Source organism: Microbacterium phyllosphaerae (genome assembly GCF_017876435.1).
Taxonomy (GTDB): Bacteria; Actinomycetota; Actinomycetes; order Actinomycetales; family Microbacteriaceae; genus Microbacterium; species Microbacterium phyllosphaerae.
In genome coordinates this window covers 3,353,317-3,377,512 of the sequence record NZ_JAGIOA010000001.1, presented here as the reverse complement: position 1 = coordinate 3,377,512, position 24,196 = coordinate 3,353,317, and the positions used below count along the sequence as shown (strand labels likewise).

Below are 24,196 nucleotides of genomic sequence, written 5' to 3'. Positions count from 1 at the left end.
GCGAGCGGGCCTCGACAGAAACGGAAAACCATGGCAGCCGCGAAGAGCAACACCAACTGGTTCGTGATCGGCGTCTCGGCGGCAGTGGTGGTCGTTCTGGCCGTCCTCGCCTTCGTCGTCGTGTCGCTCAACAACCAGGCGACCGACCCCGGCACCGCGCCGCAGAGCTCGATCGTGAACGAGGAGACCGGCGCGATCTCCTTCGGCACAGGCGAGGACGAGATCGACACGTACGTCGACTTCATGTGCCCCGTGTGCGGCCAGTTCGAGGATGCGTACGGCGAGCAGCTGCAGACGGCGGCGGCCGACAACAAGATCACGCTGAACATCCACCCGGTCTCGATCCTCAACCGGTACTCGACGACGGGTCAGTACTCGTCGCTGTCAGCCGGCTCGATGTACTGCGTCGCCGCCGAGGCACCCGACGCGACCCTGGACTACTTCAACCTGCTCTTCACGAACCAGCCCGAGGAGAACTCCGCGGGCCTCAGCGTCGAGGAGCTGAGCGCTCTCGCCGAGCAGGCGGGTGCGGGAGCTGCCGCCGACTGCATCGCGGACGGCACGTACACGAAGTTCGCCGACTCGCAGACGAAGACCCACGACATCAAGGGGACTCCGACGGTCGAGGTCAACGGCACGCGCATCGACAACAGCGAGATCGCCACCGAGTTCGCCAAGATCCTCGGCTGATCTGTCCGATATCGACTCGGGAGTTCCGGCATCCTGCTCAGGTTGCCGGAACTCCCGTTGTCGGATAACATAGATCCTTGGTGCCTTGCGCCTTGATTCGGCGTGTCTGAATCGGCAGAGGCATCGCAATCCAACCACCCACCGCAGATCGACCGATCTGCAGAAGCGTCAGCGAGGCTATGGCTAAGAAAGACGGTGTCATCGAGATCGAGGGCGTGATCTCCGAGGCTCTGCCCAACGCGATGTTCCGCGTTGAGCTTTCCAACGGACACAAGGTCCTGGCAACGATCTCCGGCAAGATGCGGCAGAACTACATCCGCATCATCCCCGAGGACCGCGTGGTCGTGGAGCTCAGCCCCTACGACCTCACCCGCGGCCGTATCGTCTACCGCTACCGCTGATCGGTCGAGAAGTAACGGCCTGCCCCAGCTCGGGGCGGTACGAAGACAGCGAACAGGAAACATCATGAAGGTCAACCCCAGCGTCAAGCCCATCTGCGATCACTGCAAGGTGATCCGTCGTCACGGCCGCGTCATGGTGATCTGCAAGAGCAACCCGCGCCACAAGCAGCGCCAGGGCTGAGCGCCCGTCGGCGATGCCGGCGGACTCTTCGGATCTGACTCACAACTCAATACACACAACGGCAGGATCAGAACCCACGCGAGTGGGGGACACCTCGGGGCGGAGGCCCGAGCACCGATCCTGCTCCACACCTCCACAACACTCAGGAGAACCGCATGGCACGTCTTGCCGGCGTTGACATCCCGCGCGACAAGCGCGTGGTGATCGCCCTTACCTACATCTACGGCGTCGGCCGTACCCGCTCGGTCGAGATCCTCAAGGCGACGGAGATCGACGAGAGCATCCGCGTGAAGGACCTCAGCGATGACCAGCTGATCGCCCTCCGCGACCACATCGAAGGTACCTACAAGGTGGAGGGTGACCTGCGCCGCGAGGTCGCCGCAGACATCCGCCGCAAGGTCGAGATCGGCTCCTACGAGGGCATCCGCCACCGTCGTGGCCTCCCGGTCCGTGGTCAGCGCACCAAGACCAACGCCCGTACCCGCAAGGGCCCGAAGCGCACCGTCGCAGGCAAGAAGAAGGCCCGCTAAGCGCGGCCCCCAGGGACTAGGAGAACACTTTCATGGCTGCACCCAAGGCCGCCGCGCGCAAGCCGCGCCGCAAGGAAAAGAAGAACATCGCACTGGGCCACGCCCACATCAAGTCGACGTTCAACAACACCATCGTCTCGATCACCGACCCGTCCGGCGCTGTCATCAGCTGGGCATCGTCGGGTGGCGTGGGCTTCAAGGGCTCGCGCAAGTCGACGCCCTACGCCGCTGGAATGGCTGCCGAGTCGGCCGCCCGCCAGGCGCAGGAGCACGGCGTCAAGAAGGTCGACGTCTTCGTCAAGGGACCGGGATCGGGTCGCGAGACCGCGATCCGCTCGCTGACGGCCGCCGGCCTCGAGGTCGGATCGATCCAGGACGTCACGCCGCAGGCGCACAACGGTTGCCGCCCGCCGAAGCGTCGCCGCGTCTGATCAGGCTTGTTGAGCCGCTCGTGCCCCTGGGGCCCGAGCGGCTCGACGCCCGCCAGCGGGCATCGACTCACAAAACTCAAGACCTCACCCCACCACATGTCATATAGCGGGCATGTGATCGAAAGGAACACAGAGTGCTTATTGCACAGCGTCCCACACTGACCGAGGAAAAGATCGTCGAGAACCGGAGCCGGTTCATCATCGAGCCTCTGGAGCCCGGCTTCGGATACACGATCGGCAACGCGCTTCGTCGCAGCCTGCTGTCGTCGATCCCCGGCGCCGCGGTCACCAGCGTTCGCATCGACGGCGTGCTGCACGAGTTCAGCACCATCCCCGGCGTGAAGGAGGATGTCACCGAGATCATCCTCAACATCAAGCAGCTCGTGGTCTCGTCGGAGCGCGACGAGCCCATCACGGCGTACCTGCGCAAGACCGGTTCGGGCGAAGTGACCGCCGCTGACATCTCGGCTCCGGCCGGTGTCGAGGTCCAGAACCCCGAGCTCGTCATCGCGACCCTCAACGAGACCGCGAAGTTCGAGCTCGAGCTCACGATCGAGCGTGGCCGTGGCTACGTCTCGGCGACGCAGAACCGCAACGAGTACGCAGAGGCCGGTCAGATCCCGATCGACTCGATCTACTCGCCGGTCCTCAAGGTCAGCTACCGCGTCGACGCCACCCGTGCGGGTGAGCGCACCGACTTCGACAAGCTCGTCCTCGACGTCGAGACCAAGTCCGCCATCAGCCCCCGCGACGCTGTCGCGTCGGCTGCGAAGACGCTCACCGAGCTGTTCGGTCTCGCTCGCGAGCTGAACGTCGAGGCAGAGGGCATCGAGATCGGTCCGGCACCGGTGGAGGCAGTGAACTCCAGCGAGCTGTCGATGCCGATCGAGGACCTCGACCTCTCGGTCCGCTCTTACAACTGCCTGAAGCGTGAGGGCATCAACACCGTTTCCGAGCTCGTCGCCCTGTCGGAGACGCAGCTCATGAACATCCGCAATTTCGGCCAGAAGTCGGTCGACGAGGTGCGCGACAAGCTCATCTCGCTCGGTCTGTCGCTCAAGGATTCGGTGCCCGGTTTCGACGGCGCCCACTTCTACGGCGGCAGCGAAGACGAGTCCTTCTGACCCACCCGGATTGTCATCTGGCAGCGGCCAGCTGACCCGACCTTTCCTGACCAGGAGCTAGATATGCCCAAGCCCACCAAGGGTCCCCGCCTCGGAGGCGGCCCCGCACACGAGCGTCTGCTGCTTGCCAACCTCGCGGCGGCTCTGTACACCCACAAGTCGATCAAGACGACCGAGACCAAGGCCAAGCGCCTGCGTCCGCTCGCCGAGCGCCTGATCACCTTCGCCAAGCGCGGAGACCTTCACGCTCGTCGTCGCGTCCTCTCGGTCATCGGCGACAAGAACGTCGTGCACACCCTCTTCGCCGAGATCGCACCGCTGGTCGCTGACCGTGAGGGCGGCTACACCCGCATCACGAAGGTCGGCAACCGCAAGGGCGACAACGCCCCGATGGCCGTGATCGAGCTCGTCCTCGAGCCCGTCACCCCCAAGGTGAAGTCGACCAAGAAGGCCGCCAAGGCTGAGAAGCCCGCCGAGGTCGTCGAGGAGGCCCCCGCTGAGGAGGCTCCCGTCGAGGAGACCACCGACGCCGGTGCCGAGTCGCAGGCCGAGGGAGAGGCAGCCGAGGCTGCCGCCGAGGACGCTGTCGAGAAGAAGTCCGAGTAAGCACCTCGCTCGCATGAAGAAGCCCGCCGCCCCGACAGGGACGGCGGGCTTCTTCATTCTCCGGGAGTCACGACCCGCGATCAGCGGGCGCGCAGGTCCTTGCGGAGGATCTTGCCCGACGCGGACTTCGGGATCGCATCGATGAACTCGACCTGCCGCACCTTCTCGTGCGGGGCGACGTGGGCCGCGACGTGGGCGATCACGGCATCCGCATCGAGGTCCGCCCCCTGCTGCAGCACCACGAATGCCTTCGGCACCTCCTGACCGTCGTCGTCGAGGGCGCCGATGACGGCGGCATCGGCGATGGACGGATGCTCGAGCAGCACCGCTTCGAGCACGGCGGGAGCCACCTGGTAGCCCTTGTACTTGATGAGCTCCTTCAGCCGATCGACGATGCGGAAGATGCCGTCGTGCGTGACCGTCGCGACATCGCCGGTGTGCAGCCACCCGTCCGCGTCGAGCATCTCGGCCGTGGCATCCGGCCTGTTCAGGTAGCCCTTCATGACCTGGGGTCCGCGGATCAGCAGTTCGCCCGGGGCACTCGTACCCTCGCCGGGTGCTTCGACGTCGCTGCCGTCTTCGGCGACCAGCCTGGCCTCGGTGTTCGCCAGCAGCATGCCGACCGAGGAGCGGTCGATGTCGGGGCGGTCGTAGGGGATCGCGTGGGTCACAGGGCTGGTCTCGGTCATGCCGTAGCCCTGGCAGACGATGCAGCCGAGACGGTTCGCGACGGCCGAGGCCAGGGCGCCGTCGAGGGGCGCCGCACCCGAGAAGATCACCTTGATCGCAGAGGTGTCGAACTGATCGACGAGCGGATGCTTCGCCAGGGCGACCGCGATCGGCGGGGCGATGAACACCCACGTCGTGCGGTGCTCCTGCACGACGCGGAGGAACTCGCCGAGGTCGAACTTCGGCATCGTGACGAGTGCCGCACGCTGCCGCAGAGCGAAGTTCAGCAGCACGGTCATGCCGTAGATGTGGAAGAACGGCAGCACCGCGAGCACGCGATCGTCGTCGCCGAGTGAGATCGTCGACCGGCACTGGCTCACGTTCGCGATCAGGTTGCGGTGAGTGAGCATGACGCCCTTGGGGCGCCCGGTCGTGCCTGACGAGTAGGGGAGCACGGCGAGGTGCGTCGCGGGGTCGAATGACACCTCGGGTGCGGCCCGCCCTTCGCCGAGCAGCGCGGGCAGAGACGGATGCCCGTCGGCCCCGTCGAGCACGATCACGTGGTCATCGTCGAAGCCGAGCGCCGCGGCAGCAGCCTTCGCGCCGGGGAGCAGGGGCGAGACCGTGATGAGCCAGGTCGCCTCGGCATCCGTCAGCTGGTTCGCGATCTCCTCTGGGGTGTAGAGGGAGTTGATGGTCGTGGCCGTCGCACCCGCCCGGAGGACGCCGTGGAACACCGTGGCGAATGCCGGGACGTTCGGGCAGAGGATGCCGACCTTCGTGCCGACTCCGACGCCCCTGGCCGCGAGGGCACCGGCGAACAGGTCGATCTGTCCGATCAGCTGGCGGTAGGTCGTCGTCGCGCCGCTCATGCCGTCGACGATCGCCACCGCATCGAGCCGTTCCTCGTCGACATCGCCGAACAGGAACTCGTGGATCGAGACCGCAGGGATCTCGACATCGGGATAGGAACTGCGCACCATGAGATCTCCTTCGATCCGGGGAGGCGACGACGCCGGCTGGTGCGATCCAGTGTCGCACAGTTAGGCACCGAGTCCCAGGGCCTGCGTGTGACCCGTCCACGGAGCCGAATCCCCGGGAGTAGGCTGATCCGGTGACTGATGCAGAGACCCTGAGCAGAGGGCCTCGCGCCTACACCGCCTTCATCGGCATCGGCCTGATCGCAGGCCTCCTCTCCGGACTCTTCGGCGTGGGTGGCGGCACGGTGATCGTCCCGCTGCTCGTGCTGTTCCTGCACTTCAACCAGCGTCTCGGCGCGGGCACGTCGCTCGCGGCGATCGTCCCCACTGCGACGGTCGGCGTCGTGTCCTATGCGATCAACGGCTCGGTGGCCTGGATCCCCGCACTGATCCTCGCGGCAGGCTCGGTGGTCGGCGCCCAGATCGGCACCCGGCTGCTGCCGAAGATCTCGCAGACCGTGCTGCGATGGTTCTTCGTGGGCTTCCTCGTGATCGTGATCGTGAGTCTGTTCCTGGTGGTCCCGTCGCGGGACGCCGAGTTCGAGCTGCAGCTGCTCAACGGGCTCGCCCTGCTCGTGGTCGGCGTCGGCACCGGCATCCTCGCCGGGCTGATCGGCGTCGGCGGGGGAGTGATCGTCGTGCCCGTGCTGATGCTCGCGTTCGGCACGAGCGACCTCGTGGCCAAGGGCACGTCGCTGCTCATGATGATCCCCACCGCCATCTCCGGCACGATCGGCAACCTCCGCAACCGCAACGTCGACCTCCTCGCCGCGGCGATCGTCGGGATCTCGGCGTGCACGACCACGGCCCTCGGAGCGTGGCTCGCGACCCTCATCGACCCGGTGGTGGGCAACATGCTGTTCGCGGCATACCTCGTGGTCATCGCCGTGCAGATGGCCATGAAGGCGATCAAGGGTCGCAAGAAGAAGGACTGAGCGGTCTTTGATCCGGTCGCCGGTCACCGCGCCCCGCGACCGAGAACGTAGGATCGAGGGGTGGCAGTGAACCAAGATCTGGTCGGCCGGGAGTTCCCGCCGACGTCCCCCTACCTCGTCGGCCGCGAGAAGGTGCGCGAGTTCGCGCGCGCCGTCTTCGCCGATGCTCCGCAGCACACCGACGTCGAGGCCGCTCGTGCGGCGGGCTTCGACGACGTCGTGGCGCCGCCGACCTTCGCGATGGTCATCCAGGACCACACGCTGCAGCAGCTGCTCGCCGAACCGGATTCGGGCATCGTGCTGGCACGGACGATCCACGCCGAGCAGAAGTTCACGTACACCCGGCCGATCGTGGCGGGCGACGAGCTCACGGGTCGGCTGCGGGTGACCGGCATCCGCATGATGGGCGGCAACGCCATGATCACCAGCGAGGCCGAGATCACGGATGCCGCCGGCGAGCACGTCGTCACCGCCACCAGCGTGCTGCTGGTCGGCGCCGAAGAAGGAGCCGCGTGATGCCGTTCGCTGTCGGAGACGTCGTCGCAGAGCGCACCGTCCACCTCACCCGGGAATCCCTGGTCCGCTACGCGGGCGCGTCGGGGGACTTCAACCCGATCCACTACCGTGACGACGTCGCGGCCTCGGTGGGCCTCCCCGGAGTCCTCGCGCACGGCATGCTCACGATGGGCATCGCCTCGTCGGTGGTCGTGGCCGCGCTCGAGCCGGGCACCCGGATCCTCGACTACGGTGTGCGCTTCACGAAGCCCGTCGTCGTCGACCCGAACGACGGAGCCGACCTGCATGTGCTGGCCACCGTGGGCGCGGTGGACGAGGCCTCGACGCGGGTCGATCTCAAGGTGACCTTCGGTGGGACGACCGTGCTCGTCAAGGCGCAGCTGCGCATCGCCTCCTGATGGGTGATCCCGTGGTGCACGAGGTCGAGCCGCTGCGGCTCTCGACCCTGACGACCCTCCGCACCGGCGGCGCCCCCGAGCGGATGCTCGAGGCGACGACCTCGGCGGAGCTCGTCGACGCGCTCACCGATGTGTGGTCGCGTGGTGAGGAGTGGTTCGTCCTCGGAGGGGGCTCCAATCTCTTCATCGGCGACGAGCCGTTCGAGGGCACGGTCATCCGCGTCCTGACCCGCGGCATCGACGAACTTCCGTCGCCGCACGACGGCCGCGTCCGTCTGCGTGTGCAGGCCGGGCACGGCTGGGACGACCTCGTCGCCTACGCCGTCGAGCACGGCTACGCCGGTCTCGAGGCGATGAGCGGCATTCCCGGTACCGTCGGGGCGGCTCCCGTGCAGAACATCGGCGCCTACGGGCAGGAGATCCAGGAGACCCTCGTCGAGGTCGAGCTGATCGACGAGGCGACGGGGAAGATCTCCGTGGTCTCTGCCGCAGACCTCGGGCTCGGGTTCCGCACGTCCGTGCTCAAGCACCACTACGGCAGCGTGCCGCAGCGCCGTGCCGTCATCCTGTCGGTCACGGTCGACCTCGTCGTCGCAGGAGAGCGTGTCGTCCGCGGCGAGCAGCTGCGCCGAGCGCTCGGTCTCGACTCCGACGCGCCCGTGCCACTCGGATGGGTGCGCGAGCGCATCCTCGCCACTCGCGCGTCGAAGGGGATGCTGCTCGACGAGAACGACCCCGATACGCACGGCGTCGGCTCGTTCTTCCAGAACGCGATCGTGCCCGAGGTCGTCGCCCGCGCGCTGCCGCCCGAATGCCCGCGCTGGCCCGTGTCGCCCGACCTCGATGCCGTGACGGTGATCCCGCTCGCGGCGTACGACGGATTCGTGCCCCCGGCCAAGGCCGAGGCTCCGGACGTCAAGGTGAGCGCAGCGTGGCTGATCGAGCAGGCGGGGATCCGCAAGGGGTTCAAACTGCCCCGATCGAGGGCATCCGTCTCGACCAAGCACGCCCTCGCGCTGACCAACCGCGGTGGAGCGACGGCGGCCGAGGTCTCTGAGCTCGCCCGGTTCATCCAGAGCCGTGTGCACGCCGAGTTCGGTCTCGTGCTGCAGCCCGAGCCGGTGCTGCTCGGCGTCGAGCTGTAGGAGTTCCGTGCTCGAATGGCTCCAGGCCGAGTGGCCTCAGGTTCTCGGCTTCGTCACCGGCGCGATCTGCGTGTGGCTCGCCGGTCGGCGCAACGTCTGGAACTACCCGATCGGCATCGCCAACAACGTGGTGCTGTTCGTCGTCTTCATCGGCGCAGGCCTGTATGCCACGGCCGTGCTGCAGGTGGTCTATCTGCTGATGGGCGCGCACGGCTGGTGGCGCTGGACGCGCGGTGCCGAGCAGAGCCGCACCTACGTGGCGAACACCCCGAGGCGCGCGTGGCCGTGGCTGGTGCTCGCGGCAGTCGTCGGTGCCGCCGTGCTGGTGTGGGTGCTCACGACGTTCACGGACTCGCAGGTCGCGATCCCGGATGCCGCGACGACGGCCGCGAGCCTCGTGGCGCAGTACATGCTCAACCGCAAGTGGATCGAGAACTGGTTCGTCTGGATCGGTGTCGACATCGCCTTCGTCGCCCTCTCGATCGTCGCGGGTCTCTGGGTCATCGCCGCGCTCTACGCGCTCTTCGTCGGCCTGTGCCTGATCGGCTACCGGTCGTGGCGGCGAGCCGCGCTCACCGATCGCGAGGCTGATCCGGCGGCCACCTCGTCGATGACCTCCGAGTCCGCTCGATCGTGAGGCGAGACGCATGAGCGGTCACGGACTCGTCCTCGGCAAGTTCTATCCGTTCCACAGCGGGCACTCGCACCTCATCCGCCAGGCCCAGCGCGACAGCGACCGGGTCACCGTCCAGGTGCTGGGCGCCTCGGTCGAGTCGATCCCGCTCGAGGTGCGCGCCGAGTGGATCCGTGAGTCGCACCCGGGCGTGCGCGTGGTCGCGGCGATGGACGACGCCCCCGTGGACTTCGAGTCCGAGGCCGCGTGGGACGAGCACATGGCGCTGATCGGGTCGCTGCTCGACGAGCCCGTCGACACGGTGTTCTCGTGCGACGCCTACGGGGGTGAGCTGGCGAGGCGGCTCGACGCCCGGTGGGTGCGGATCGATGAGGGGCGACGGATCAACCCGGTCTCGGGGACTGCCATCCGCGCCGACGTCGCCGGCAACTGGCATGAGCTGGCGCCTGCGGTGCGCGCCTGGCTGACCGCCCGGATCGTTGTGCTGGGGGCGGAGTCCACCGGGTCCACCACTCTCGCTGCCGCGCTGGCCGAGAGGCTGGGAACGCTGTGGGTGCCGGAGTACGGGCGCGAGCACTCCGAGATCCGCGAGGGGGGCCTCGCGGCGCCGTGGCGCAGCGACGAGTTCGACCTCATCGTCGACCGGCAGATCGCCCTCGAGCAGCAGGCTCTGAGAGAGGTTCCGCTGCCGGTGCTGGTGTGCGACACGGACGTGCTCGCGACAGCGCTGTGGCACGAGCGCTACGTCGGCTCGACGGCCGCGCGCCTGTACGACGCGGCAGCCGCGCATCCGCCACTGCTCTACGTGCTCACGGGCGACGAGATCCCCTTCGAGCAGGACGGGATGCGCGACGGCGAGCACATCCGCCACGGGATGCAGCAGCGCTTCCGTGATGTCCTGGCGGCGCAGGACGTGCCGTGGCTCGAGGTGCGAGGGGATGTGCCGACGCGGGTCGAGGCCGCGGCATCCGCTCTCGCACCGCTCCTCGCCGAGCACCTGCGCTTCGCGGTTCCGCTCGAGGCGCGGCCGCTCGACGAGCAACGAGCGCTCCAGAAGGACGCCCGATCGACATCGTTAGGATGATCGCATGCCCGACCGCTGGAACAGAGTCTCCGCATCACCCACGAACCCCGGCAGCGGCCACGGCGTCGAGGCACTGACCGCCGAGGACCTGTTCCGTCCGGCAGCGCAGGCGGCCGTGCCTCTCGACGAGAAGCTCCGCCAGGTGTACTACTGGATCGTCAATCGCGCGGTGATCTCGCCGTACTACGACATGGAGTTCTCGCACGGCGAGCCGCTCTCGATCGGGCTGGGGGATGCCGGGGCGACGGTGTCGCTGCCGACGCAGGCGTCGTTCTCCTCCAACGTACTCGTGCCGCTGCTCACCTTCGCGGTCGGCGGCAAGTGCCTGCTCATCGGCGGACCGGGTCGCGGCAAGACCACCGTGGCCGTGCTCATGGGCGTGCTCGCGGGCACGGCGTCGGCGGATGTCCGGCGGGCCGTGCAGCAGGGCCAGCCTCAGCTCACGGTCAGCGACCTCGTCGGCATCCCGCTGCCCCGTGATCTGGTCGGAGCCGAGAAGCTGACCGACATCCGCATCGCCTGGCGCGACTGGTTGGGTCTGCCCGTCAAGATCATCGACGAGTACAACCGCATCCCCACCAAGACCCAGTCGGCGCTGCTGACGATGGTCGCGGAGGGGTATGTCGAGAGTCACGACCAGATGCGTCGCACCGCGCCGGACGGAGGAGTGGAGAGCTGGTTCTTCACCGCCAACGACGACGCCGGAGGCGGAACATTCCCCGTCATCCAGGCGCTGCGCGACCGCATGGACGTCACGGTGCAGGCGGCCGGGTTCAACAGTCGGTTCTTCGACGAGCTCATCACCCGGGTCGAGGCGGGGGAGAAGCCCGAGGAGCATGTGCCCGTCGAGCTCTCGTTCGACGCGGCGCAGCAGTCCGAGATGCGCGCGCAGATCCGAGCGGTGCCGATCCCGGATGCCGTGCGTGAGCGTCTGCGGTTCTTCCTCAGTCACTTCGAGTTCGTGCAGCACGGCGGACGCCGCTTCGAGTACCGCACGAAGGACGTCGTGACGACGGCAGGAGGACGGGTCGGCGAGGTCATCGAGGCGAACAGCGGAGCCGACCTCGAGGTCGATCTGGGGGCGCAGACTCGCAACGGACTCTCGGTGCGCGCGCTGCAGACGCTCATCGTGTACGCGAAGGCCATGGCCTGGTTCCGGGGTGTGGATGCCGTCGAACTCGACGACGTCGCGGCGGTCCTGCCGTTCGTGCTCCGCGGCAAGCTGCTGCCGAACGCGACGCATCCGCGCTTCGACGTCGGAGCCGAGCGCGAGCTCAGCACCGACACCGTCAGCTGGCTGGCCGACCTGTTCGCGCAGTCGTGCCGACAGTATGACGCGCTCGGGCGCGACACCGACGACGAGGTCGCCGCGCTGCTCGCCGAGTTCGACCGCGGACTCGACGGCGTGCCGGCGCTCGAGGCCTCCCGTCGCATCACCGCAGTCGAGGCGCAGCTGCGCCGGATCGCCACGGTCGGCAAGCTGTACGGTCGCGACTTCGATGACGTCATCGCCCTGAAGTACCTGCATCAGCGGTACACCGCCTACGTGCGCTGGCAGGAGCTGCGCGGGTGAACCGCGTCCCCGTGCAGCTGGCGAACGTGTCGGCACCCTTCCCGCCGGCCGAACTGCCCGATCTGGCGTCTGCGGGGCTCGACGCCTCCGTCGCGGCGACGTCGGTGCGCAGCGCCCACGGTGACCCGCTGCTGTTCGCCCGGGCGCTCGCCGCCGGGGCGGCGCACGACCCGGCTGCGCTGGCCGACCGCGAGCGTGCGCTCGAACTCGTCTCGCTCGCGGCGTGGCGTGCGGGGGCACTCGGTCTGCGCGCCGACGCGCTCGCCCGACTCGATCGTCTCGATTCGGCGGGGCAGAGGCTGGCCGCCGCCGCGACGCTCGGACTCGGCGTCGATGCGCTCGACGAGTTCCGTCGTCGGCAGCGAGTCGATCGGTTCTGGTGGCCCGGCCGGGCCGACCAGCGTGGCTACGTGCTCGCGACCGGCGGGTTCCGGGGCCTCGGCGGGGCCTGGATCCGTCCTCCCGAGCGGGTGGAATCCCTGGCGGATGCCGGTGCGTTCGGATTCCTCGTCGCCGGTTCCTGGTGGCGCCTCGACAGCGATGTCTGGGCGGCGCGACTCTCACTCCTTCCGGATCGGCCGGAGACCGTGGCACCCCGTGACGACGCGGTGAGCATCGTGATCGGTCCCGACACGCACCTGGCCTGGGTGCACGTGCGGGAGCCGCAGTGAGCAGGCTGCCCGATCCGGTGCCGCTGACCGCCGACGCCCGCTCCGCGTGGGAACGGGCGCTGGCGCTGTGGCGGGTACGTCTCGACGATCCGTCCGTCCGCCCCGGCGCGGCGCAGGCGCAGGGAGCCCCCGCCTGGTTCTCGTTCCCGCCCTCCGTGACCGTCGACCCCCGATATCTCGCCGACCGCGGACTTTCGGATGAGCTGTGGAGCATGTTCGCGCACGAGATCGGGCACCACGTGCTGGCCCCGAGCACGCGCATCGACTCGCTCAAGATCGACCACCAGATGGCTCGCGCGATCGCGGTGGCGTCGCCGCGGGCGAATCCGGGCGACGGCGCCCGTCGGCTCTCCAACCTGTGGTCGGATCTGCTCGTGAACACACGGGTCGCCCAGCTGCAGCGCACCGACCAGGGCGGCACGGTGACCGCGACGCGCGATCTCGGCATCGTCCGCCTCGGCCTGGCTCTCTACCCGGCGCCCGAGGGCAGCGCCGATCGGCTGTGGTGGGTGTACTGCCGTGCCTACGAGCTGCTCTGGCAGCTGTCGGCCGGGACCCTGTGCGCGCTCGAGCCACCGCCTCGACCCGTGCGCACCTTCACCGAGACGAGCTTCGTGCCGCTGAGCGAGATCCCCGAGAAGCACCGTGAGAAGGAGCGGCTGCTGCGAGAGGCCCGCGCCGAGAGTGAGCGCGTCGCCGCCGAACTCGCCGGAGCGACCGCCACCAATCCCGATGTCGATGCCTCCCTCATCGCCGATGCGGTGCGGTTCTTCTCCACCGATCCGGTGTCGGGGGCTGCGCTGTTCGGGGTGATCGCGGCGCCCTACCTCGCGGAGGAGGCGCTGGCCGGGGGTGGCAGATCGGGCAGCGGATGCGGCATCGACGACGCCCCGGCCACCGCTGACGAGCTCGGACGCATCCTCGCCGACCAGCGGCTGCGCGACGACCTCCCTCTCCACCCCGGCATGGTGCGGGATCCGGGAGACGAGGGAGACCCGGTTGACGCGATCGACGATACGACGAAGAAGGACGGGCAACGGCTCACGATTGCCCGCACGCTCGCCCTGTATCGCGACAGCGGAGAGGATGCGGTACTGGCCGCCTGGTATCGCAACGAGGCCGCGGCGTGGGTGCGCCCCTACACACGGTCCGCACCGTCGACGCCGACCGGAGGCATCCCGGGTCCGGTGGAACTGTGGGAGGTGGGTGATGCGCTCGCCGATCTCGACTGGCCGCTGACCCTCCGTTCGGGCACGGTGATCCCCGGCGTCACGACGCGGCGGCGCTCGGAGCTCGACGATGAGCCGATCGTGCAGGAGACGAGTCTCGAACTCGACCTCTACATCGACTCCTCCGGGTCGATGACGCATCCTCGCAACGGCTCCCCGGCCGTGCTCGCGGGGACGATCCTCGCGCTCTCGATCCTCCGCGGCGGTGGCCGAGTCAGGGTCACGAGCTTCTCGGGCACGGGCGAGGTGGCCGGGATGCCGCGGTTCGGCCGCGACCCCGCCGAGATCATCGCCGCGATCTCGCTGTTCTTCGGCCGGTCGACGTCGTTCCCGCTCGACCTCTATTCCGCCAGGTACGCGGGTCTGCCACCCGCGGACGACGATGCGCAGCGTCATGTGGTTGTGCTCTCGGATGACGGGCTGGTGTCGATGTTCGGCGTCGGCAACGAGCCCTATGCGGGTGTCGCTCGTGCCGTTCGCGAGGTGCTCACCACCGGTACGCTCGTGCTCATGGACCGCAGGCACCAGGTCGCGCAGCTCGCCGAACGCGACGGCTACGACGTGGTGTACCTGCAGACGATGGCCGACGCTCCCGCGGCGTGCGCGGCCCTGGCGGTGACCCTGCATGGCTGACACCGAGGATCTTCTCGCGGCGTGGAGCGAGCGCTCGGGCGGCGAGGCCGAGGCCTGGGCCCGCACACGTACAGGGCCGTCTCTCGAATCCGTCGCGGCGCGGATCTCGCGCGTCCCCCAGGAGTTCCTCGACGAGCGGGTGTCACTGCGTGCGCTCGCCGGAGACGTGCTCGGGGCGCAGATCGTCGCGTCGAGATTCGACGACGACCCGCGCGTGCGGCAGGGAGCAGCCATCGGGCTGTGGCTGGTCGCCGCCGAGGGGCTCCTCGAACCGCTCGACCCGCCGCTCTCCACCGGGCCGACGGCTCTCGCCGTCGACGCGCTCGCGCTGCGCGTGGCCCCCGTCTCCTCGCCCGCGGAGTGGACGTCCGACGATGAGCGCCGCACCGAGGCCGCCCGCAGTTTCCTGCTCTGGTGCGGATTCCTCCCCGCGGGGGAGGACGCGGCGACGGCTGCCTCGCTTCTCGCCGCCTGCGACTCACTCGCCCGCAACCGGGCCCTCGCCGAGGCGTACGAGGGTCACAGGCACCGCGCCGACATCGCCCGCAAGCTCGACGAGGCGCGCCGCAAGGAGGCGGCGGCACGGTACTCGAGTGAGTGACCCCGACCTCCGGGGGGCGCTGACCCTCGCCGAGTACGCGCCGGGAGAGGCGGCGGTGCTGACGGACGCCGAGCGCTGGCCGACCATCGACGCGGCCGGCGCGGCGAGACTGACGCGCTGGCGGGCGCATCCGGACGCCCCGCACTGGACCCACTCGACCGGAGATCGGCTCAGCGCGGAGCAGGTCGATCGGGTGCGGCAGCCGCTGTCGACGACCGGCTGGCTCGCCGAGCACCTCGATGCCGCGCGGCGCACGCTGCGCTACCGCGGGATGCCGACGGATGCCGCGCTCGAGGACTTCCCGACGATCTCCCGAGCCGACCTCGTCGACGACCTCGCCGCGTTCGTGCCCCTCGACGCGGACCTCTCCCGCATGCTGCACGGCACGAGCTCTGGGTCGACGGGGGCGGCACTGCTCATCCCCGACGACGTCGAGGAGGTCGCACGCGGCTTCCATCTGCTCGTCGCGCTCGCGGCATCCGTCGGGGCCGTGGTGCGTGCCGACGGTGAGCGGATGGCGGTGGCGAACCTCGTCTTCCAGCAGCAGGCCTTCACCTACGTGTCCGTGATCTCGAGCTTCGCGCACCGAGCCATGGCGCGGCTGAACCTGCATCCGTCCTCGTGGGTCGATGTCGCATCACGCGATCGGTTCCTGGCCGACGCTGATCCGCAGATCCTCAGCGGGCACCCGACGAGCCTCGCCGAACTGCTGGATGCAGGACTCGACTCCGTGCTGCATCCCACCGTGATCTTCTCCGGTGCCATGGCACTGTCTGCCCCGCTGCGCGCGCGACTCGAGGCGGCGTTCGCGTGCCCGGTGATCGACGTCTACGGGCTGCACGAGACCCGACCGATCGCGGCGCGCACGGATGACGGCTCTTTCCGGATGCTCGACCGGCGCGTGCACGTGGAGGTGCTGGATCCTCGGCGGGATGTCGCGGTGGAACCGGGCGCCGTGGGCGAGATCGTGGTGACGGCGGGGGAGAATCCGCTGCTGCCGCTGGTGCGGTACCGCACCGGCGACTTCGGTCGGCTGGTCACCCTCGACGACGGCGCGTTCGGCATCGCCGACCTCGAAGGGCGCGACAACACGCGCTTCCGCGCGGCTGACGGCACGCTCGTGCCGTGCGTCGAACTGACGCAGCAGCTTCAGGCTCGTGGGGCGCTCGGATGGTCGATCGAGCAGCACGCCGACGGCCGTCTGTATGCGGTGATCTCGGGCGGCGACGAGGCAGGCATCCGGCTCGCGCTGACGGCGCTGCTCGGCGTGCCGATCGAGCTGCGCCGGGTCGAGCGGCTCATCGACCTCGGCGAGGGCAAACCGCGGCGGTACCGCAGCACCGTTCCCGACTGACTCCGCCGACCCGACTGACAAGGTCGCCGGTTCGCCGTACACTCGCGGCATGAGCGGACTGACCCCCTACCTGCTGTTCCCCGGAAACGCGGCCGAAGCGCTGGAGCACTACCGGGCGGTCTTCGGTGGCGATCTGCAGCTTCTCGACTATGCCGCGGCCGGCCGTCACGACGGGCCGGGTGATGCGGTCGCGCACGGGCAGCTGTCAGGCCCTGTCGAGCTGGCGGGGGCCGATGCCGGGGCCGACGACGACGCCGTGCAGATGAGCGGGATGTTCCTCTCGCTGCTCGGCACCGCCGATGCCACGACGCTGACCAGCTGGTTCGATCAGCTGTCGTCCGGGGGCCGCGTGATCGACGCCCTGCAGAAGCGCCCCTGGGGCGACTACGACGGAACCCTCATCGATCGATACGGAATCCGATGGCTCATCGGATTCCACGACGAGGACTGACGGCGGTCAGCCGCGGCCGGTGACACGCCGGTACGACGACGCCCCCCCCGCTGTCCTCAGCCCGGTGGGCGTGGACGGCCGGATGGGCGTCGGTGTCGCGGGTCAGCTGAACAGGCGCTGCAGGCGCTGGACGCCCTCGAGCAGCTGGTCGTCGCCGAGCGCGTATGACATCCGGATGTAGCCGGAGGGGCCGAAGGCCTCGCCGGGAACGACGGCGACCTCTGCCTGCTCGAGGATCAGGTCGGCGAGCTCGAGGGAGGTTGTGGGCGTCACGCCGCCCCACGTGCGGCCGAGCAGACCCTGCACGTCGGGGTACACGTAGAACGCGCCGAGCGGGTTCGGCACGACGAGCCCGTCGATCTTCGACAGCTCCGACACGATCAGGCGACGGCGGCGGTCGAAGGCCTCGCGGAACTGCTCGGCCTCGGTCTGCGGACCGTTGAGGGCGGCGATCGCAGCCTTCTGCGCGACGTTGTTCACGTTGCTCGACAGGTGCGACTGCAGGTTGCCGGCGATCTTGATCGCATCCGCCGGTCCGACCATCCAGCCCACGCGCCATCCGGTCATGGCGTAGGTCTTGGCCACACCGTTCACGAGGATCGTCTGGCCGGCGAGATCCGGGACTGCCTCGACGATGGAGGTCGCCTTGACGCCCTCGTAGGTGAGGTTCTGGTAGATCTCGTCGGAGATCACCCAGATGCCGTGCTCGAGGGCCCACTCGCCGATGGCGGCGGTCTCCTCGGCGGTGTACACCGACCCGGTCGGGTTGGAGGGCGAGACGAACACGAGCGCGGTGGTGCGCTCGGTGCGGGCGGCCTCGAGCTGCTCGACCGTGACCTTGTAGTCCTGGTCGGCGCCGGCGAACACCTCGACCGGGGTGCCGTCAGCCAGGCGGATCGCCTCGGGGTAGGTGGTCCAGTACGGGGCGGGGAGCAGCACCTCGTCGCCGGGGTTCACCACGGCCTGGAACGCCTGGTAGACCGACTGCTTGCCGCCGTTGGTCACGATGACCTGGCTCGGCGACACCTCGAGGCCCGAGTCCCGAAGGGTCTTCGCGGCGATCGCCTCGCGGAGTGCCGGAAGGCCGGCCGCCGGCGTGTACCGGTAGCTCGCCGGGTCTGCGAGCGCCTCGGCCGCGGCATCCACGATGAACTGCGGCGTCGCGAAGTCGGGCTCGCCCGCGGCATACGAGATGACGGGCTTGCCTTCGGCCTTGAGGGCCTTCGCCTTGGCATCGACCTTGAGGGTCGCCGATTCGGCGATGGCGGAGAGCTTGCGAGAGAGAGGAGCGCGTTCGGTCACGACTACGAGCGTACTCGGGTCGACCGCGCGGATGACGGCTCGGGCGTCGTCAAGAATCGCGGTTCTTTCCGTGCGACGTCGGAGCATCCGCCGCCTCGAGGTCTGCGGCGGCGCGGCGTCGACGCCTCTGCACGAGCAGGAAGGCGACGATCGCGATCACCAGGCACGGGATGCCGAACGGCAGCGTCGCGCGGAACTCCTCGGTCAGAGCCGTCGACGCCGCGATCGCCACCATCAGCAGCGCCCCGACGATCGCTCCGATCCGTGAGCCCCACACCGTGTACTTCGGCTTCTCTCCGCGTGCGGCCAGCGTGCGGCGGAAGGCGACGTGCGTGACGAAGATCATGAACCAGGTGAAGAGGGCACCGAACATCGAGATCGCGAACATCATCGTGAAGGCCTGGTCGGGATTCAGCACGTAGATCACGGTCGCCACGACGATGCCGCCGGTCGACAGCAGGAGGGCGTTCAACGGGGCTCCGTTGCGGCCGACCCTGCCGAAGACCTTCGGCGCCTCGCCCGCGCGCGAGAGGGAGAACATCATGCGGGTGGAGATGTAGAGCTGGCTGTTCATCGCCGACAGTGCGGCGATGATCACGACGAAGTTCAGCACCGAGTCGGCGAACGGGATGCCGATGACCTGCATGACCGTCACGAAGGGGCTCGACCCCGACAGGATCTCCGATACCGGCGCGATCGACACGATGAGCGAGAGAGTGAGGATGTAGAAGATCAGCAGTCGGAACGCCGTGACCTTGAACGCCTTCTTGACCGCCTTCTCGGGCTCGGCGGCCTCGCCGGCGGCGACCGCGATCATCTCGATGCTGAGGTAGCTGAAGATCGAGACGATCACGGCGAACCACATGCCGCTCAGGCCGTTCGGCATGAAACCGCCCTCGGCTCCCCAGTTGTGCAGGCCGCGCTTCTGGTCGCCCGAGAAGAACACCAGCCAGCCGGCGACGACGATGAACGCGAGGATGGCGAACACCTTGATCGCCGAGAACCAGTACTCGAGGGTTCCGAAGCTCTTGACGTTCATCGCGTTCACGAGGATCAGCGCACCGCCGAAGAGCACCACCCAGATCCAGGGCGGGATGCCGGGGAACCACAGCTGCATGTACTCGCCGACGGCGGTCACTTCTGTGCCGACCGCGAGGACGATGCATCCCCAATACATGTAGCGCACGAGGAAGCCCGCGAGCGGACCGATGTAGTGCTCGGCGTAGGCGCCGAACGAGCCGGACGTCGGGTGCTGCACCGTCATCTCGGCGAGCCCCGCCATGAGCAGCAGCGCGATCATGCCGCCGATCAGGTAGCTCAGCACGACACTGGGTCCGGCGAAGCCGATGGCGAATCTGCTGCCGAGGAACAGTCCTGTGCCGATCGCGCCGCCGAGCGCGATCATGCTCAGCTGCCGCGCGGTCAGGGCCTTCTGCAGACCGATCTCTCGGGTCTGGATGTCGGTGGATTCAGCCATGGCTGTCCTTCGGCGTCGTTGCTCGTGGATGAGGATGCCGCGCGGGATCGGTCGTCGGCCCTGCGGCGCGTCGAGATTCTTGCAAGGATTCGGAGGTCATGACACAGTCGTGAAGATCATTCGAGAATTCAGCTGATTCTCGAATCCTGTGCGATTCTCGTCACTGGCGAAGGAGAACGATGACGTTCACGATGACGGATGCAGACCGGCGGATCCTCCGAGAGCTCTCGCAGGACGGCCGGCTGTCGAACAAGGAGCTCGCGGTGCGCGTGGGGCTCGCGCCCTCGACCTGCCATGGGAGGGTGCGGATGCTCGAGGACGCCGGGGTGATCCGCGGTTACCGGGCCGTCGTCGACGCCCAGGCTGCCGGCGCCGCGATCAGCGCGCTGATCTCGGTCGCCGTGCTCAATCACGCGCGCAGCCAGGTGACCGAGATCGTGCCGCTGCTGCAGGGGGTCCCCGGAGTGCAGCAGGTCTTCCTCCTCGGGGGCGACAGGGACATCGTCGTGCATGTCGCGATGGCCGACGTGCCGTCTCTGCGTGAGTTCATCAGGGCGCACATCGGCTCGCACCCGGACCTCGGTCAGTCGCAGACGCAGCTCATCTTCGAGCACGCGATCGGCGGCGCTCCCGCGTGACCTCGGCGCGAGTGTCGGCGCACTACGCTGAATTCCCATGAGGGCGGATTCGAGTGCAGCGGATGCCGACGATCTGGTGCCCGAATCCGGAGTCAGGCCTCCGCACCTCATCGTGACGGTCTTCGGACGCCACGTGCGTGCGCACGGAGGTGAGATCCGCATCGCGGCCCTCATCGAGATGATGTCGGCGCTCGGTGTCGATGCGGGAGTCGTACGCTCCTCCGTCTCGCGGCTGAAGCAGCGCGGCGTCCTCGTGAGTGAGGGTGGCGGCGCCTACCGGCTGTCCGCGTCTCTGGACGGCGTCTTCGCGGCGGGCGACCGCCGCATCTTCGAGTCCCGCAGGGCCGAGGCGAAGGATCCGTGGCTGCTGGCCTCGTTCAGCGTCCCCGAGAGCGAGCGTCCGGTGCGCCACCAGCTGCGCAGGCTCCTGCAGCGACTCGGGTTCGGGCAGGTGAGCGGCGGGCTCTGGATCGCTCCCGGGCTGATCGTCGACGAGACCGAGACGGCGCTGCGCGGGGCGGGGCTCGACGGCTACGTCGACCTGTTCCTCGGCTCGCGGGTGTCGTCGGAGCCGGCCGAGGATTCGGTGAGGGAGTGGTGGGATCTCTCCGCGATGGAACCCCTGTATCGCGCGTTCGTCGACACGTTCGGCGGCGTGATCGGCGAGACCGACGAGCGCGCGGCCTTCGCGGCGCACGTGCGGGCCATCACGCAGTGGCGCCGCCTCGTCTACCTCGACCCAGGCCTGCCGCTGGGTCTGCTGCCTGACGGGTGGGTCGGCGTCGAGGCCGCGCGCGTCTTCGCCGAGCTCCATGCGGCTCTGGAGCCTGCGGCGGAGCGCTTCGTGACCGCGGTGATGCCCTGACGCTTCATATTGCTGTCACGCTTGTGTGACGGTCGTCACGTATGTGACACTTCTTCGACACGCAAGCGAAGGAGCTTTCATGACCGAGCATGAACTGCGCTGGGACAGTGCCCCGCAGGTGACCCGCAGCGGCGAGGAAGACACCCAGACGATGTCGTCGGGCGGGTGCGTCCGCGTCTCCGGGGTCGGTCCGCAGCACACCGGAGCCACGAAGATCTGGTTCGGCCAGGTGTCGAACGATCCCGGCTACCGGTCGCTGCCGCATCACCACGGCGAGGCCGAGACCGGCGGATACGTCCTTCGGGGAACAGCGCGCATCTACTTCGGCGAGGGATACCGCGAGTACCTCGACATGACGGCGGGGGACTGGGTCTTCGTGCCGCCGTTCATGCCGCATGTCGAGGCGAACATGTCGGTGACCGACGAGCTCGTCTGGCTCACCACCCGCACCCCCGACAACATCGTCGTGAACCTCGACGACGTCGACGATTCGACACTCGAGGGCTTCCGTCGCGCATGAGCACGTCCGCCCCGTTCCATCGAGCGATCGCCCTCACCGAGGTGTCGACGACGCATGCAGAACGTGCCTTCGAGGCCCAGCCGCAGCCTGTTCCCTGGCCGAAGGCGTACGGCGGCGACATGGTCGCCCAGAGCATCGCGGCGGCGCTGCGCACGGTGGCCGATGATCGGGTGCTCCACTCGGTGCACAGCACCTTCCTCCGCGGTGTCGACGTCACCGAGCCGGTGCACTACGCGGTGGAGATCCTTCGCGACGGCCGAGGGTTCTCGACCCGGCACGTGCGCGGGCACCAGCACGGTGGACTCTCGTTCATGGCGACGGCGTCCTTCCACGTCCCGGAGGAGTTCCCGGCGCATGCGCCACCGATGCCGGAGGCGCCGATGCCGGAGCTGCTCCGGTCGTCCGCAGAGGTGCTCGAGGGTGCCGACGGTGCCGACGCCGACTACTGGTCGCACGGTCGGAGCTTCGACCTGCGGCACGTGCCCGGGGCGGTGTACATCGAGATCGAGGGAGAGCGCACGGCGCATCAGGCGGTGTGGGTGCGCGCCTTCGATCGGCTCGACGATGACCCTCGAACGCATCAGATCGCGATCGCCTACGTCTGCGACTACACGATCCTCGAGCCGATCCTCCGCGTGCTCGGGCTGCCCTGGCGCTCCGCGGGGCTGGTGACGGCCAGTCTCGATCACGCCATGTGGTTCCATGCGCCGGCGCGCGCCGATGACTGGCTGCTGTACGCGCAGGAGAGCGCCGCGATCTCCGATGGGCGAGGCCTCGGCATCGGTCGGTTCTACACACGCGACGGCCGGCTGGTCGCCACCGTCGCCCAGGAGGGGATGATCCGCCCGGGTCGTCCGCTCTGATCTCACCTCATCTTCGCTTCGAAGGGACCAGCAATGACGCTTTCCCCCTCCGCGCACGTCGACACGTTCACGCGCGATTCACTGCCACCGGTCGACCGGTGGCCTACTCTCGAGTTCACGATCCCCGACGTCCGGTACCCCGAGCGGCTGAACGCGGCATCCGAGCTCCTCGACCGCACCATCGACCGGTTCGGCGCTGAACGCCCCGCGATCCTCCTCGCCGACGGCGCGCACTGGACGTACGGAGAGCTGCGCAGACGGGTCGACCAGTTCGCCCAGGTGCTCACGGAGGATCTCGGGCTCGTCCCGGGCAACAGGGTCCTGCTGCGGATGCTCAACGGGCCGTGGACCGTCGTCTGCTGGCTCGGCGCCCTCAAAGCGGGAATGGTCGTCGTCACGACGATGGTGGCGTGGCGTGCCAGGGAGGTGCGGCCGATCGCGCAGCGAGTTCGGCCAGGCGTGGCCGTGGTCGATCATCGCGGCGTCGTCGAGGCCGAGGCGGCGTTCGCCGACCTGGGTGCTCCACCCGTCGTGCTCATAGCCGGGGGCGAGGACGATGCGTTGGCACGGGCCTGCGATGCGAAGAGCGGGGTGTTCACCGCCGTCGACACTGCAGCCGACGACGTCGCACTCCTCGGCGCGACCAGCGGCACCACGGGTGTGCCGAAGATCACCATGCACTTCCACCGAGACATCCTCGCGAACGCCGACACGTTCGCGCGCCACGTGCTGCACCTGACGTCCGACGATGTGAGTGCGAGCACGGCGCCCCTCGCCTTCACCTTCGGCCTCGGTGGCAACGTCGTCTTCCCGTTGCGTACGGGCGGCTCGATGGTGCTCGTCGAGAGAGCCACACCGGTCGAGCTCGCGAGGCTCATCGAACGGCTGGGGATCACGGTGCTCTACACCGCTCCGACGGGCTACCGCAGCGTGATCAAAGAGGGCCTGGCCGATGAGCTCCGACGCCTGCGCATCGCGGTCGCGGCGGGGGAGCACCTCACGACCTCGACCTTCGAGGCCGTCGAGGCGGCCAGCGGTCTGCGGCTGATCAACGGCATCGGCGCGACCGAGATGCTGCACGTCTTCATCTCGGCATCGGGTGACGACATCCGCCCGGGCACGACCGGTCGAGCGGTGCCGGGCTATCGCGCCACGATCCTCGATGACGAGGGTCGCGAGCTCGGTGCGGGGGAGCCGGGACGACTCGCCGTCATCGGACCGACCGGGTGCCGCTACCTCGACGACGAGCGCCAGAGCGTCTATGTGCACGACGGGTGGAACATCACCGGCGACACGTTCGTGAGAGACGAAGACGGCTACTTCACCTTCCAAGCCCGCAACGACTCGATGATCGTCACGGCCGGCTACAACGTCGGCGCCCCCGAGGTCGAGGAGGTCGTGCTCGGCCACCCCGACGTGCGGGAGTGCGCCGTGGTCGGGTGCATGGACCCCGAGCGGGGCATGATCGTGGTCGCGTTCGTCGTTCCCCGAGACGGAGTCGACCCGTCCGAGGCACTCACCACGAGCATCCTCGATCACGTCAAGTCGCGACTGGCGATCTACAAGTGCCCCCGCCGCGTCGACTACCTCGACGAGCTGCCCCGCAACCCGAGCGGCAAGGTGCAGCACTTCATCCTGCGCGAACGGGCGGCCGCCGAGGCCGACGTCGCCCCATCTCACAACCGAGGAGCCTGA

The 24,196-nt window shown here is 68.6% G+C and carries 27 protein-coding genes; 24 read left to right on the top strand and 3 right to left on the bottom strand.

From position 1 onward, the window contains the following. The first annotated feature begins 30 nt into the window (after positions 1-30). From JOF42_RS16030 to rplQ, 7 genes are all read left to right on the top strand, one after another. Entirely contained in the window at positions 31-690 is a 660-nt protein-coding gene (locus JOF42_RS16030; protein ID WP_210098734.1) for a DsbA family protein, read from the top strand. Positions 691-869: 179 nt separating this feature from the next. Further along, positions 870-1,091: a translation initiation factor IF-1 gene (gene infA / locus JOF42_RS16025; protein WP_017201569.1), complete on the top strand. Its 222-nt coding sequence runs from the start codon at positions 870-872 to the stop codon at positions 1,089-1,091. 64 nt (positions 1,092-1,155) lie between these two features. After that, positions 1,156-1,272 (top strand): 50S ribosomal protein L36, encoded by a 117-nt coding sequence (rpmJ, locus tag JOF42_RS16020; protein WP_005050492.1) that lies wholly within the window; start codon positions 1,156-1,158, stop codon positions 1,270-1,272. Between the two features lie 155 nt (positions 1,273-1,427). After that, positions 1,428-1,802, top strand: a complete 375-nt coding sequence (rpsM, locus tag JOF42_RS16015) for a 30S ribosomal protein S13 (protein WP_056312854.1) — start codon at positions 1,428-1,430, stop codon at positions 1,800-1,802. A gap of 32 nt (positions 1,803-1,834) precedes the next feature. Further along, positions 1,835-2,233 carry a 30S ribosomal protein S11 gene (rpsK, locus tag JOF42_RS16010; RefSeq protein ID WP_045253826.1) on the top strand — a complete coding sequence of 133 codons (399 nt, stop codon included), beginning with the start codon at positions 1,835-1,837 and terminating at the stop codon, positions 2,231-2,233. 134 nt (positions 2,234-2,367) lie between these two features. Next, positions 2,368-3,357 carry a DNA-directed RNA polymerase subunit alpha gene (locus JOF42_RS16005; RefSeq protein ID WP_042538798.1) on the top strand — a complete coding sequence of 330 codons (990 nt, stop codon included), beginning with the start codon at positions 2,368-2,370 and terminating at the stop codon, positions 3,355-3,357. Positions 3,358-3,420: 63 nt separating this feature from the next. Continuing rightward, positions 3,421-3,963 carry a 50S ribosomal protein L17 gene (gene rplQ, locus JOF42_RS16000; protein WP_210098733.1) on the top strand — a complete coding sequence of 181 codons (543 nt, stop codon included), beginning with the start codon at positions 3,421-3,423 and terminating at the stop codon, positions 3,961-3,963. Positions 3,964-4,043: 80 nt separating this feature from the next. Here rplQ and JOF42_RS15995 read toward each other — a convergent pair whose 3' ends face one another. Further along, entirely contained in the window at positions 4,044-5,615 is a 1,572-nt protein-coding gene (locus JOF42_RS15995) for an AMP-binding protein (RefSeq protein ID WP_210098732.1), read from the bottom strand. Between the two features lie 131 nt (positions 5,616-5,746). On the opposite strand from JOF42_RS15995, the gene JOF42_RS15990 reads away from it, so the two are divergent. The 12 genes from JOF42_RS15990 to JOF42_RS15935 are packed head-to-tail and all read left to right on the top strand — an operon-like array spanning position 5,747 to position 16,836. Then, positions 5,747-6,547: a sulfite exporter TauE/SafE family protein gene (locus tag JOF42_RS15990; protein WP_210098731.1), complete on the top strand. Its 801-nt coding sequence runs from the start codon at positions 5,747-5,749 to the stop codon at positions 6,545-6,547. Positions 6,548-6,607: 60 nt separating this feature from the next. Continuing rightward, on the top strand, positions 6,608-7,063 hold the full coding sequence (locus JOF42_RS15985; RefSeq protein WP_210098730.1) for an FAS1-like dehydratase domain-containing protein: 456 nt from the start codon (positions 6,608-6,610) through the stop codon (positions 7,061-7,063). Further along, the gene (locus JOF42_RS15980) at positions 7,063-7,461 is read left to right on the top strand and encodes a MaoC/PaaZ C-terminal domain-containing protein (RefSeq protein WP_210098729.1); all 399 of its coding nucleotides are present in this window, start codon (positions 7,063-7,065) and stop codon (positions 7,459-7,461) included. Before JOF42_RS15985 ends, JOF42_RS15980 begins: the two co-directional genes overlap by 1 nt. Further along, positions 7,461-8,606, top strand: coding sequence for a UDP-N-acetylmuramate dehydrogenase (locus tag JOF42_RS15975; RefSeq protein ID WP_245340827.1), 1,146 nt, complete (start codon positions 7,461-7,463; stop codon positions 8,604-8,606). The genes JOF42_RS15980 and JOF42_RS15975 overlap by 1 nt, the downstream gene beginning before the upstream one ends. Before the next feature lie 7 nt (positions 8,607-8,613). Continuing rightward, the gene (gene pnuC / locus JOF42_RS15970) at positions 8,614-9,243 is read left to right on the top strand and encodes a nicotinamide riboside transporter PnuC (RefSeq protein WP_210098728.1); all 630 of its coding nucleotides are present in this window, start codon (positions 8,614-8,616) and stop codon (positions 9,241-9,243) included. A 10-nt stretch (positions 9,244-9,253) separates the two neighbouring features. Continuing rightward, entirely contained in the window at positions 9,254-10,324 is a 1,071-nt protein-coding gene (locus JOF42_RS15965; RefSeq protein WP_210098727.1) for an AAA family ATPase, read from the top strand. A 4-nt stretch (positions 10,325-10,328) separates the two neighbouring features. Next, a complete protein-coding gene (locus JOF42_RS15960; protein WP_210098726.1) occupies positions 10,329-11,897 on the top strand; it encodes an AAA family ATPase in 1,569 nt (522 codons plus the stop codon). After that, the gene (locus JOF42_RS15955) at positions 11,894-12,568 is read left to right on the top strand and encodes a potassium transporter Kef (protein WP_307803625.1); all 675 of its coding nucleotides are present in this window, start codon (positions 11,894-11,896) and stop codon (positions 12,566-12,568) included. Before JOF42_RS15960 ends, JOF42_RS15955 begins: the two co-directional genes overlap by 4 nt. Beyond that, positions 12,565-14,430 (top strand): VWA domain-containing protein, encoded by a 1,866-nt coding sequence (locus tag JOF42_RS15950; protein WP_307803624.1) that lies wholly within the window; start codon positions 12,565-12,567, stop codon positions 14,428-14,430. The genes JOF42_RS15955 and JOF42_RS15950 overlap by 4 nt, the downstream gene beginning before the upstream one ends. Beyond that, positions 14,423-15,031, top strand: a complete 609-nt coding sequence (locus JOF42_RS15945; protein WP_210098725.1) for a phosphohydrolase — start codon at positions 14,423-14,425, stop codon at positions 15,029-15,031. Before JOF42_RS15950 ends, JOF42_RS15945 begins: the two co-directional genes overlap by 8 nt. Further along, positions 15,024-16,385 (top strand): AMP-binding protein, encoded by a 1,362-nt coding sequence (locus tag JOF42_RS15940; protein ID WP_210098724.1) that lies wholly within the window; start codon positions 15,024-15,026, stop codon positions 16,383-16,385. Before JOF42_RS15945 ends, JOF42_RS15940 begins: the two co-directional genes overlap by 8 nt. Positions 16,386-16,434: 49 nt before the next feature. Further along, the gene (locus tag JOF42_RS15935) at positions 16,435-16,836 is read left to right on the top strand and encodes a VOC family protein (RefSeq protein WP_210098723.1); all 402 of its coding nucleotides are present in this window, start codon (positions 16,435-16,437) and stop codon (positions 16,834-16,836) included. A 102-nt stretch (positions 16,837-16,938) separates the two neighbouring features. Here the strand turns inward: JOF42_RS15935 and JOF42_RS15930 are convergent, their stop codons facing one another. Together JOF42_RS15930 and JOF42_RS15925 are read right to left on the bottom strand one after the other, a co-directional pair. Continuing rightward, positions 16,939-18,138, bottom strand: a complete 1,200-nt coding sequence (locus JOF42_RS15930) for a pyridoxal phosphate-dependent aminotransferase (protein ID WP_210098722.1) — start codon at positions 18,136-18,138, stop codon at positions 16,939-16,941. Positions 18,139-18,187: 49 nt separating this feature from the next. Next, positions 18,188-19,615, bottom strand: coding sequence for an amino acid permease (locus JOF42_RS15925; protein ID WP_210098721.1), 1,428 nt, complete (start codon positions 19,613-19,615; stop codon positions 18,188-18,190). Positions 19,616-19,794: 179 nt separating this feature from the next. On the opposite strand from JOF42_RS15925, the gene JOF42_RS15920 reads away from it, so the two are divergent. The 5 genes from JOF42_RS15920 to JOF42_RS15900 all read left to right on the top strand — a co-directional run bounded on the left by JOF42_RS15920 (position 19,795) and on the right by JOF42_RS15900 (position 24,196). Next, positions 19,795-20,253, top strand: a complete 459-nt coding sequence (locus JOF42_RS15920; protein WP_210098720.1) for an Lrp/AsnC family transcriptional regulator — start codon at positions 19,795-19,797, stop codon at positions 20,251-20,253. A 37-nt stretch (positions 20,254-20,290) separates the two neighbouring features. Further along, positions 20,291-21,118, top strand: a complete 828-nt coding sequence (locus JOF42_RS15915) for a PaaX family transcriptional regulator (RefSeq protein WP_210098719.1) — start codon at positions 20,291-20,293, stop codon at positions 21,116-21,118. A 79-nt stretch (positions 21,119-21,197) separates the two neighbouring features. Beyond that, on the top strand, positions 21,198-21,638 hold the full coding sequence (locus JOF42_RS15910; RefSeq protein WP_210098718.1) for a cupin domain-containing protein: 441 nt from the start codon (positions 21,198-21,200) through the stop codon (positions 21,636-21,638). Next, positions 21,635-22,501, top strand: a complete 867-nt coding sequence (locus JOF42_RS15905) for an acyl-CoA thioesterase (protein ID WP_210098717.1) — start codon at positions 21,635-21,637, stop codon at positions 22,499-22,501. The genes JOF42_RS15910 and JOF42_RS15905 overlap by 4 nt, the downstream gene beginning before the upstream one ends. Before the next feature lie 33 nt (positions 22,502-22,534). Continuing rightward, on the top strand, positions 22,535-24,196 hold the full coding sequence (locus JOF42_RS15900) for an AMP-binding protein (protein ID WP_210098716.1): 1,662 nt from the start codon (positions 22,535-22,537) through the stop codon (positions 24,194-24,196).

Excerpts from the sequence above, each read along its gene's own strand:
- JOF42_RS15915 (WP_210098719.1), top strand. The coding sequence starts at position 20,291 with ATGAGGGCGGATTCGAGTGCAGCGGATGCCGACGATCTGGTGCCCGAA.
- JOF42_RS15905 (WP_210098717.1), top strand. The coding sequence starts at position 21,635 with ATGAGCACGTCCGCCCCGTTCCATCGAGCGATCGCCCTCACCGAGGTG.
- rpsK (WP_045253826.1), top strand. The coding sequence starts at position 1,835 with ATGGCTGCACCCAAGGCCGCCGCGCGCAAGCCGCGCCGCAAGGAAAAG.
- JOF42_RS15900 (WP_210098716.1), top strand. The coding sequence starts at position 22,535 with ATGACGCTTTCCCCCTCCGCGCACGTCGACACGTTCACGCGCGATTCA.
- rpsM (WP_056312854.1), top strand. The coding sequence starts at position 1,428 with ATGGCACGTCTTGCCGGCGTTGACATCCCGCGCGACAAGCGCGTGGTG.
- JOF42_RS15965 (WP_210098727.1), top strand. The coding sequence starts at position 9,254 with ATGAGCGGTCACGGACTCGTCCTCGGCAAGTTCTATCCGTTCCACAGC.
- rpmJ (WP_005050492.1), top strand. The coding sequence starts at position 1,156 with ATGAAGGTCAACCCCAGCGTCAAGCCCATCTGCGATCACTGCAAGGTG.
- JOF42_RS16030 (WP_210098734.1), top strand. The coding sequence starts at position 31 with ATGGCAGCCGCGAAGAGCAACACCAACTGGTTCGTGATCGGCGTCTCG.
- JOF42_RS15945 (WP_210098725.1), top strand. The coding sequence starts at position 14,423 with ATGGCTGACACCGAGGATCTTCTCGCGGCGTGGAGCGAGCGCTCGGGC.
- rplQ (WP_210098733.1), top strand. The coding sequence starts at position 3,421 with ATGCCCAAGCCCACCAAGGGTCCCCGCCTCGGAGGCGGCCCCGCACAC.
- infA (WP_017201569.1), top strand. The coding sequence starts at position 870 with ATGGCTAAGAAAGACGGTGTCATCGAGATCGAGGGCGTGATCTCCGAG.
- JOF42_RS15975 (WP_245340827.1), top strand. The coding sequence starts at position 7,461 with ATGGGTGATCCCGTGGTGCACGAGGTCGAGCCGCTGCGGCTCTCGACC.
- JOF42_RS15980 (WP_210098729.1), top strand. The coding sequence starts at position 7,063 with ATGCCGTTCGCTGTCGGAGACGTCGTCGCAGAGCGCACCGTCCACCTC.
- JOF42_RS15960 (WP_210098726.1), top strand. The coding sequence starts at position 10,329 with ATGCCCGACCGCTGGAACAGAGTCTCCGCATCACCCACGAACCCCGGC.
- JOF42_RS15920 (WP_210098720.1), top strand. The coding sequence starts at position 19,795 with ATGACGTTCACGATGACGGATGCAGACCGGCGGATCCTCCGAGAGCTC.
- JOF42_RS15925 (WP_210098721.1), bottom strand. The coding sequence starts at position 19,615 with ATGGCTGAATCCACCGACATCCAGACCCGAGAGATCGGTCTGCAGAAG.
- JOF42_RS15995 (WP_210098732.1), bottom strand. The coding sequence starts at position 5,615 with ATGGTGCGCAGTTCCTATCCCGATGTCGAGATCCCTGCGGTCTCGATC.
- JOF42_RS15935 (WP_210098723.1), top strand. The coding sequence starts at position 16,435 with ATGAGCGGACTGACCCCCTACCTGCTGTTCCCCGGAAACGCGGCCGAA.
- JOF42_RS15910 (WP_210098718.1), top strand. The coding sequence starts at position 21,198 with ATGACCGAGCATGAACTGCGCTGGGACAGTGCCCCGCAGGTGACCCGC.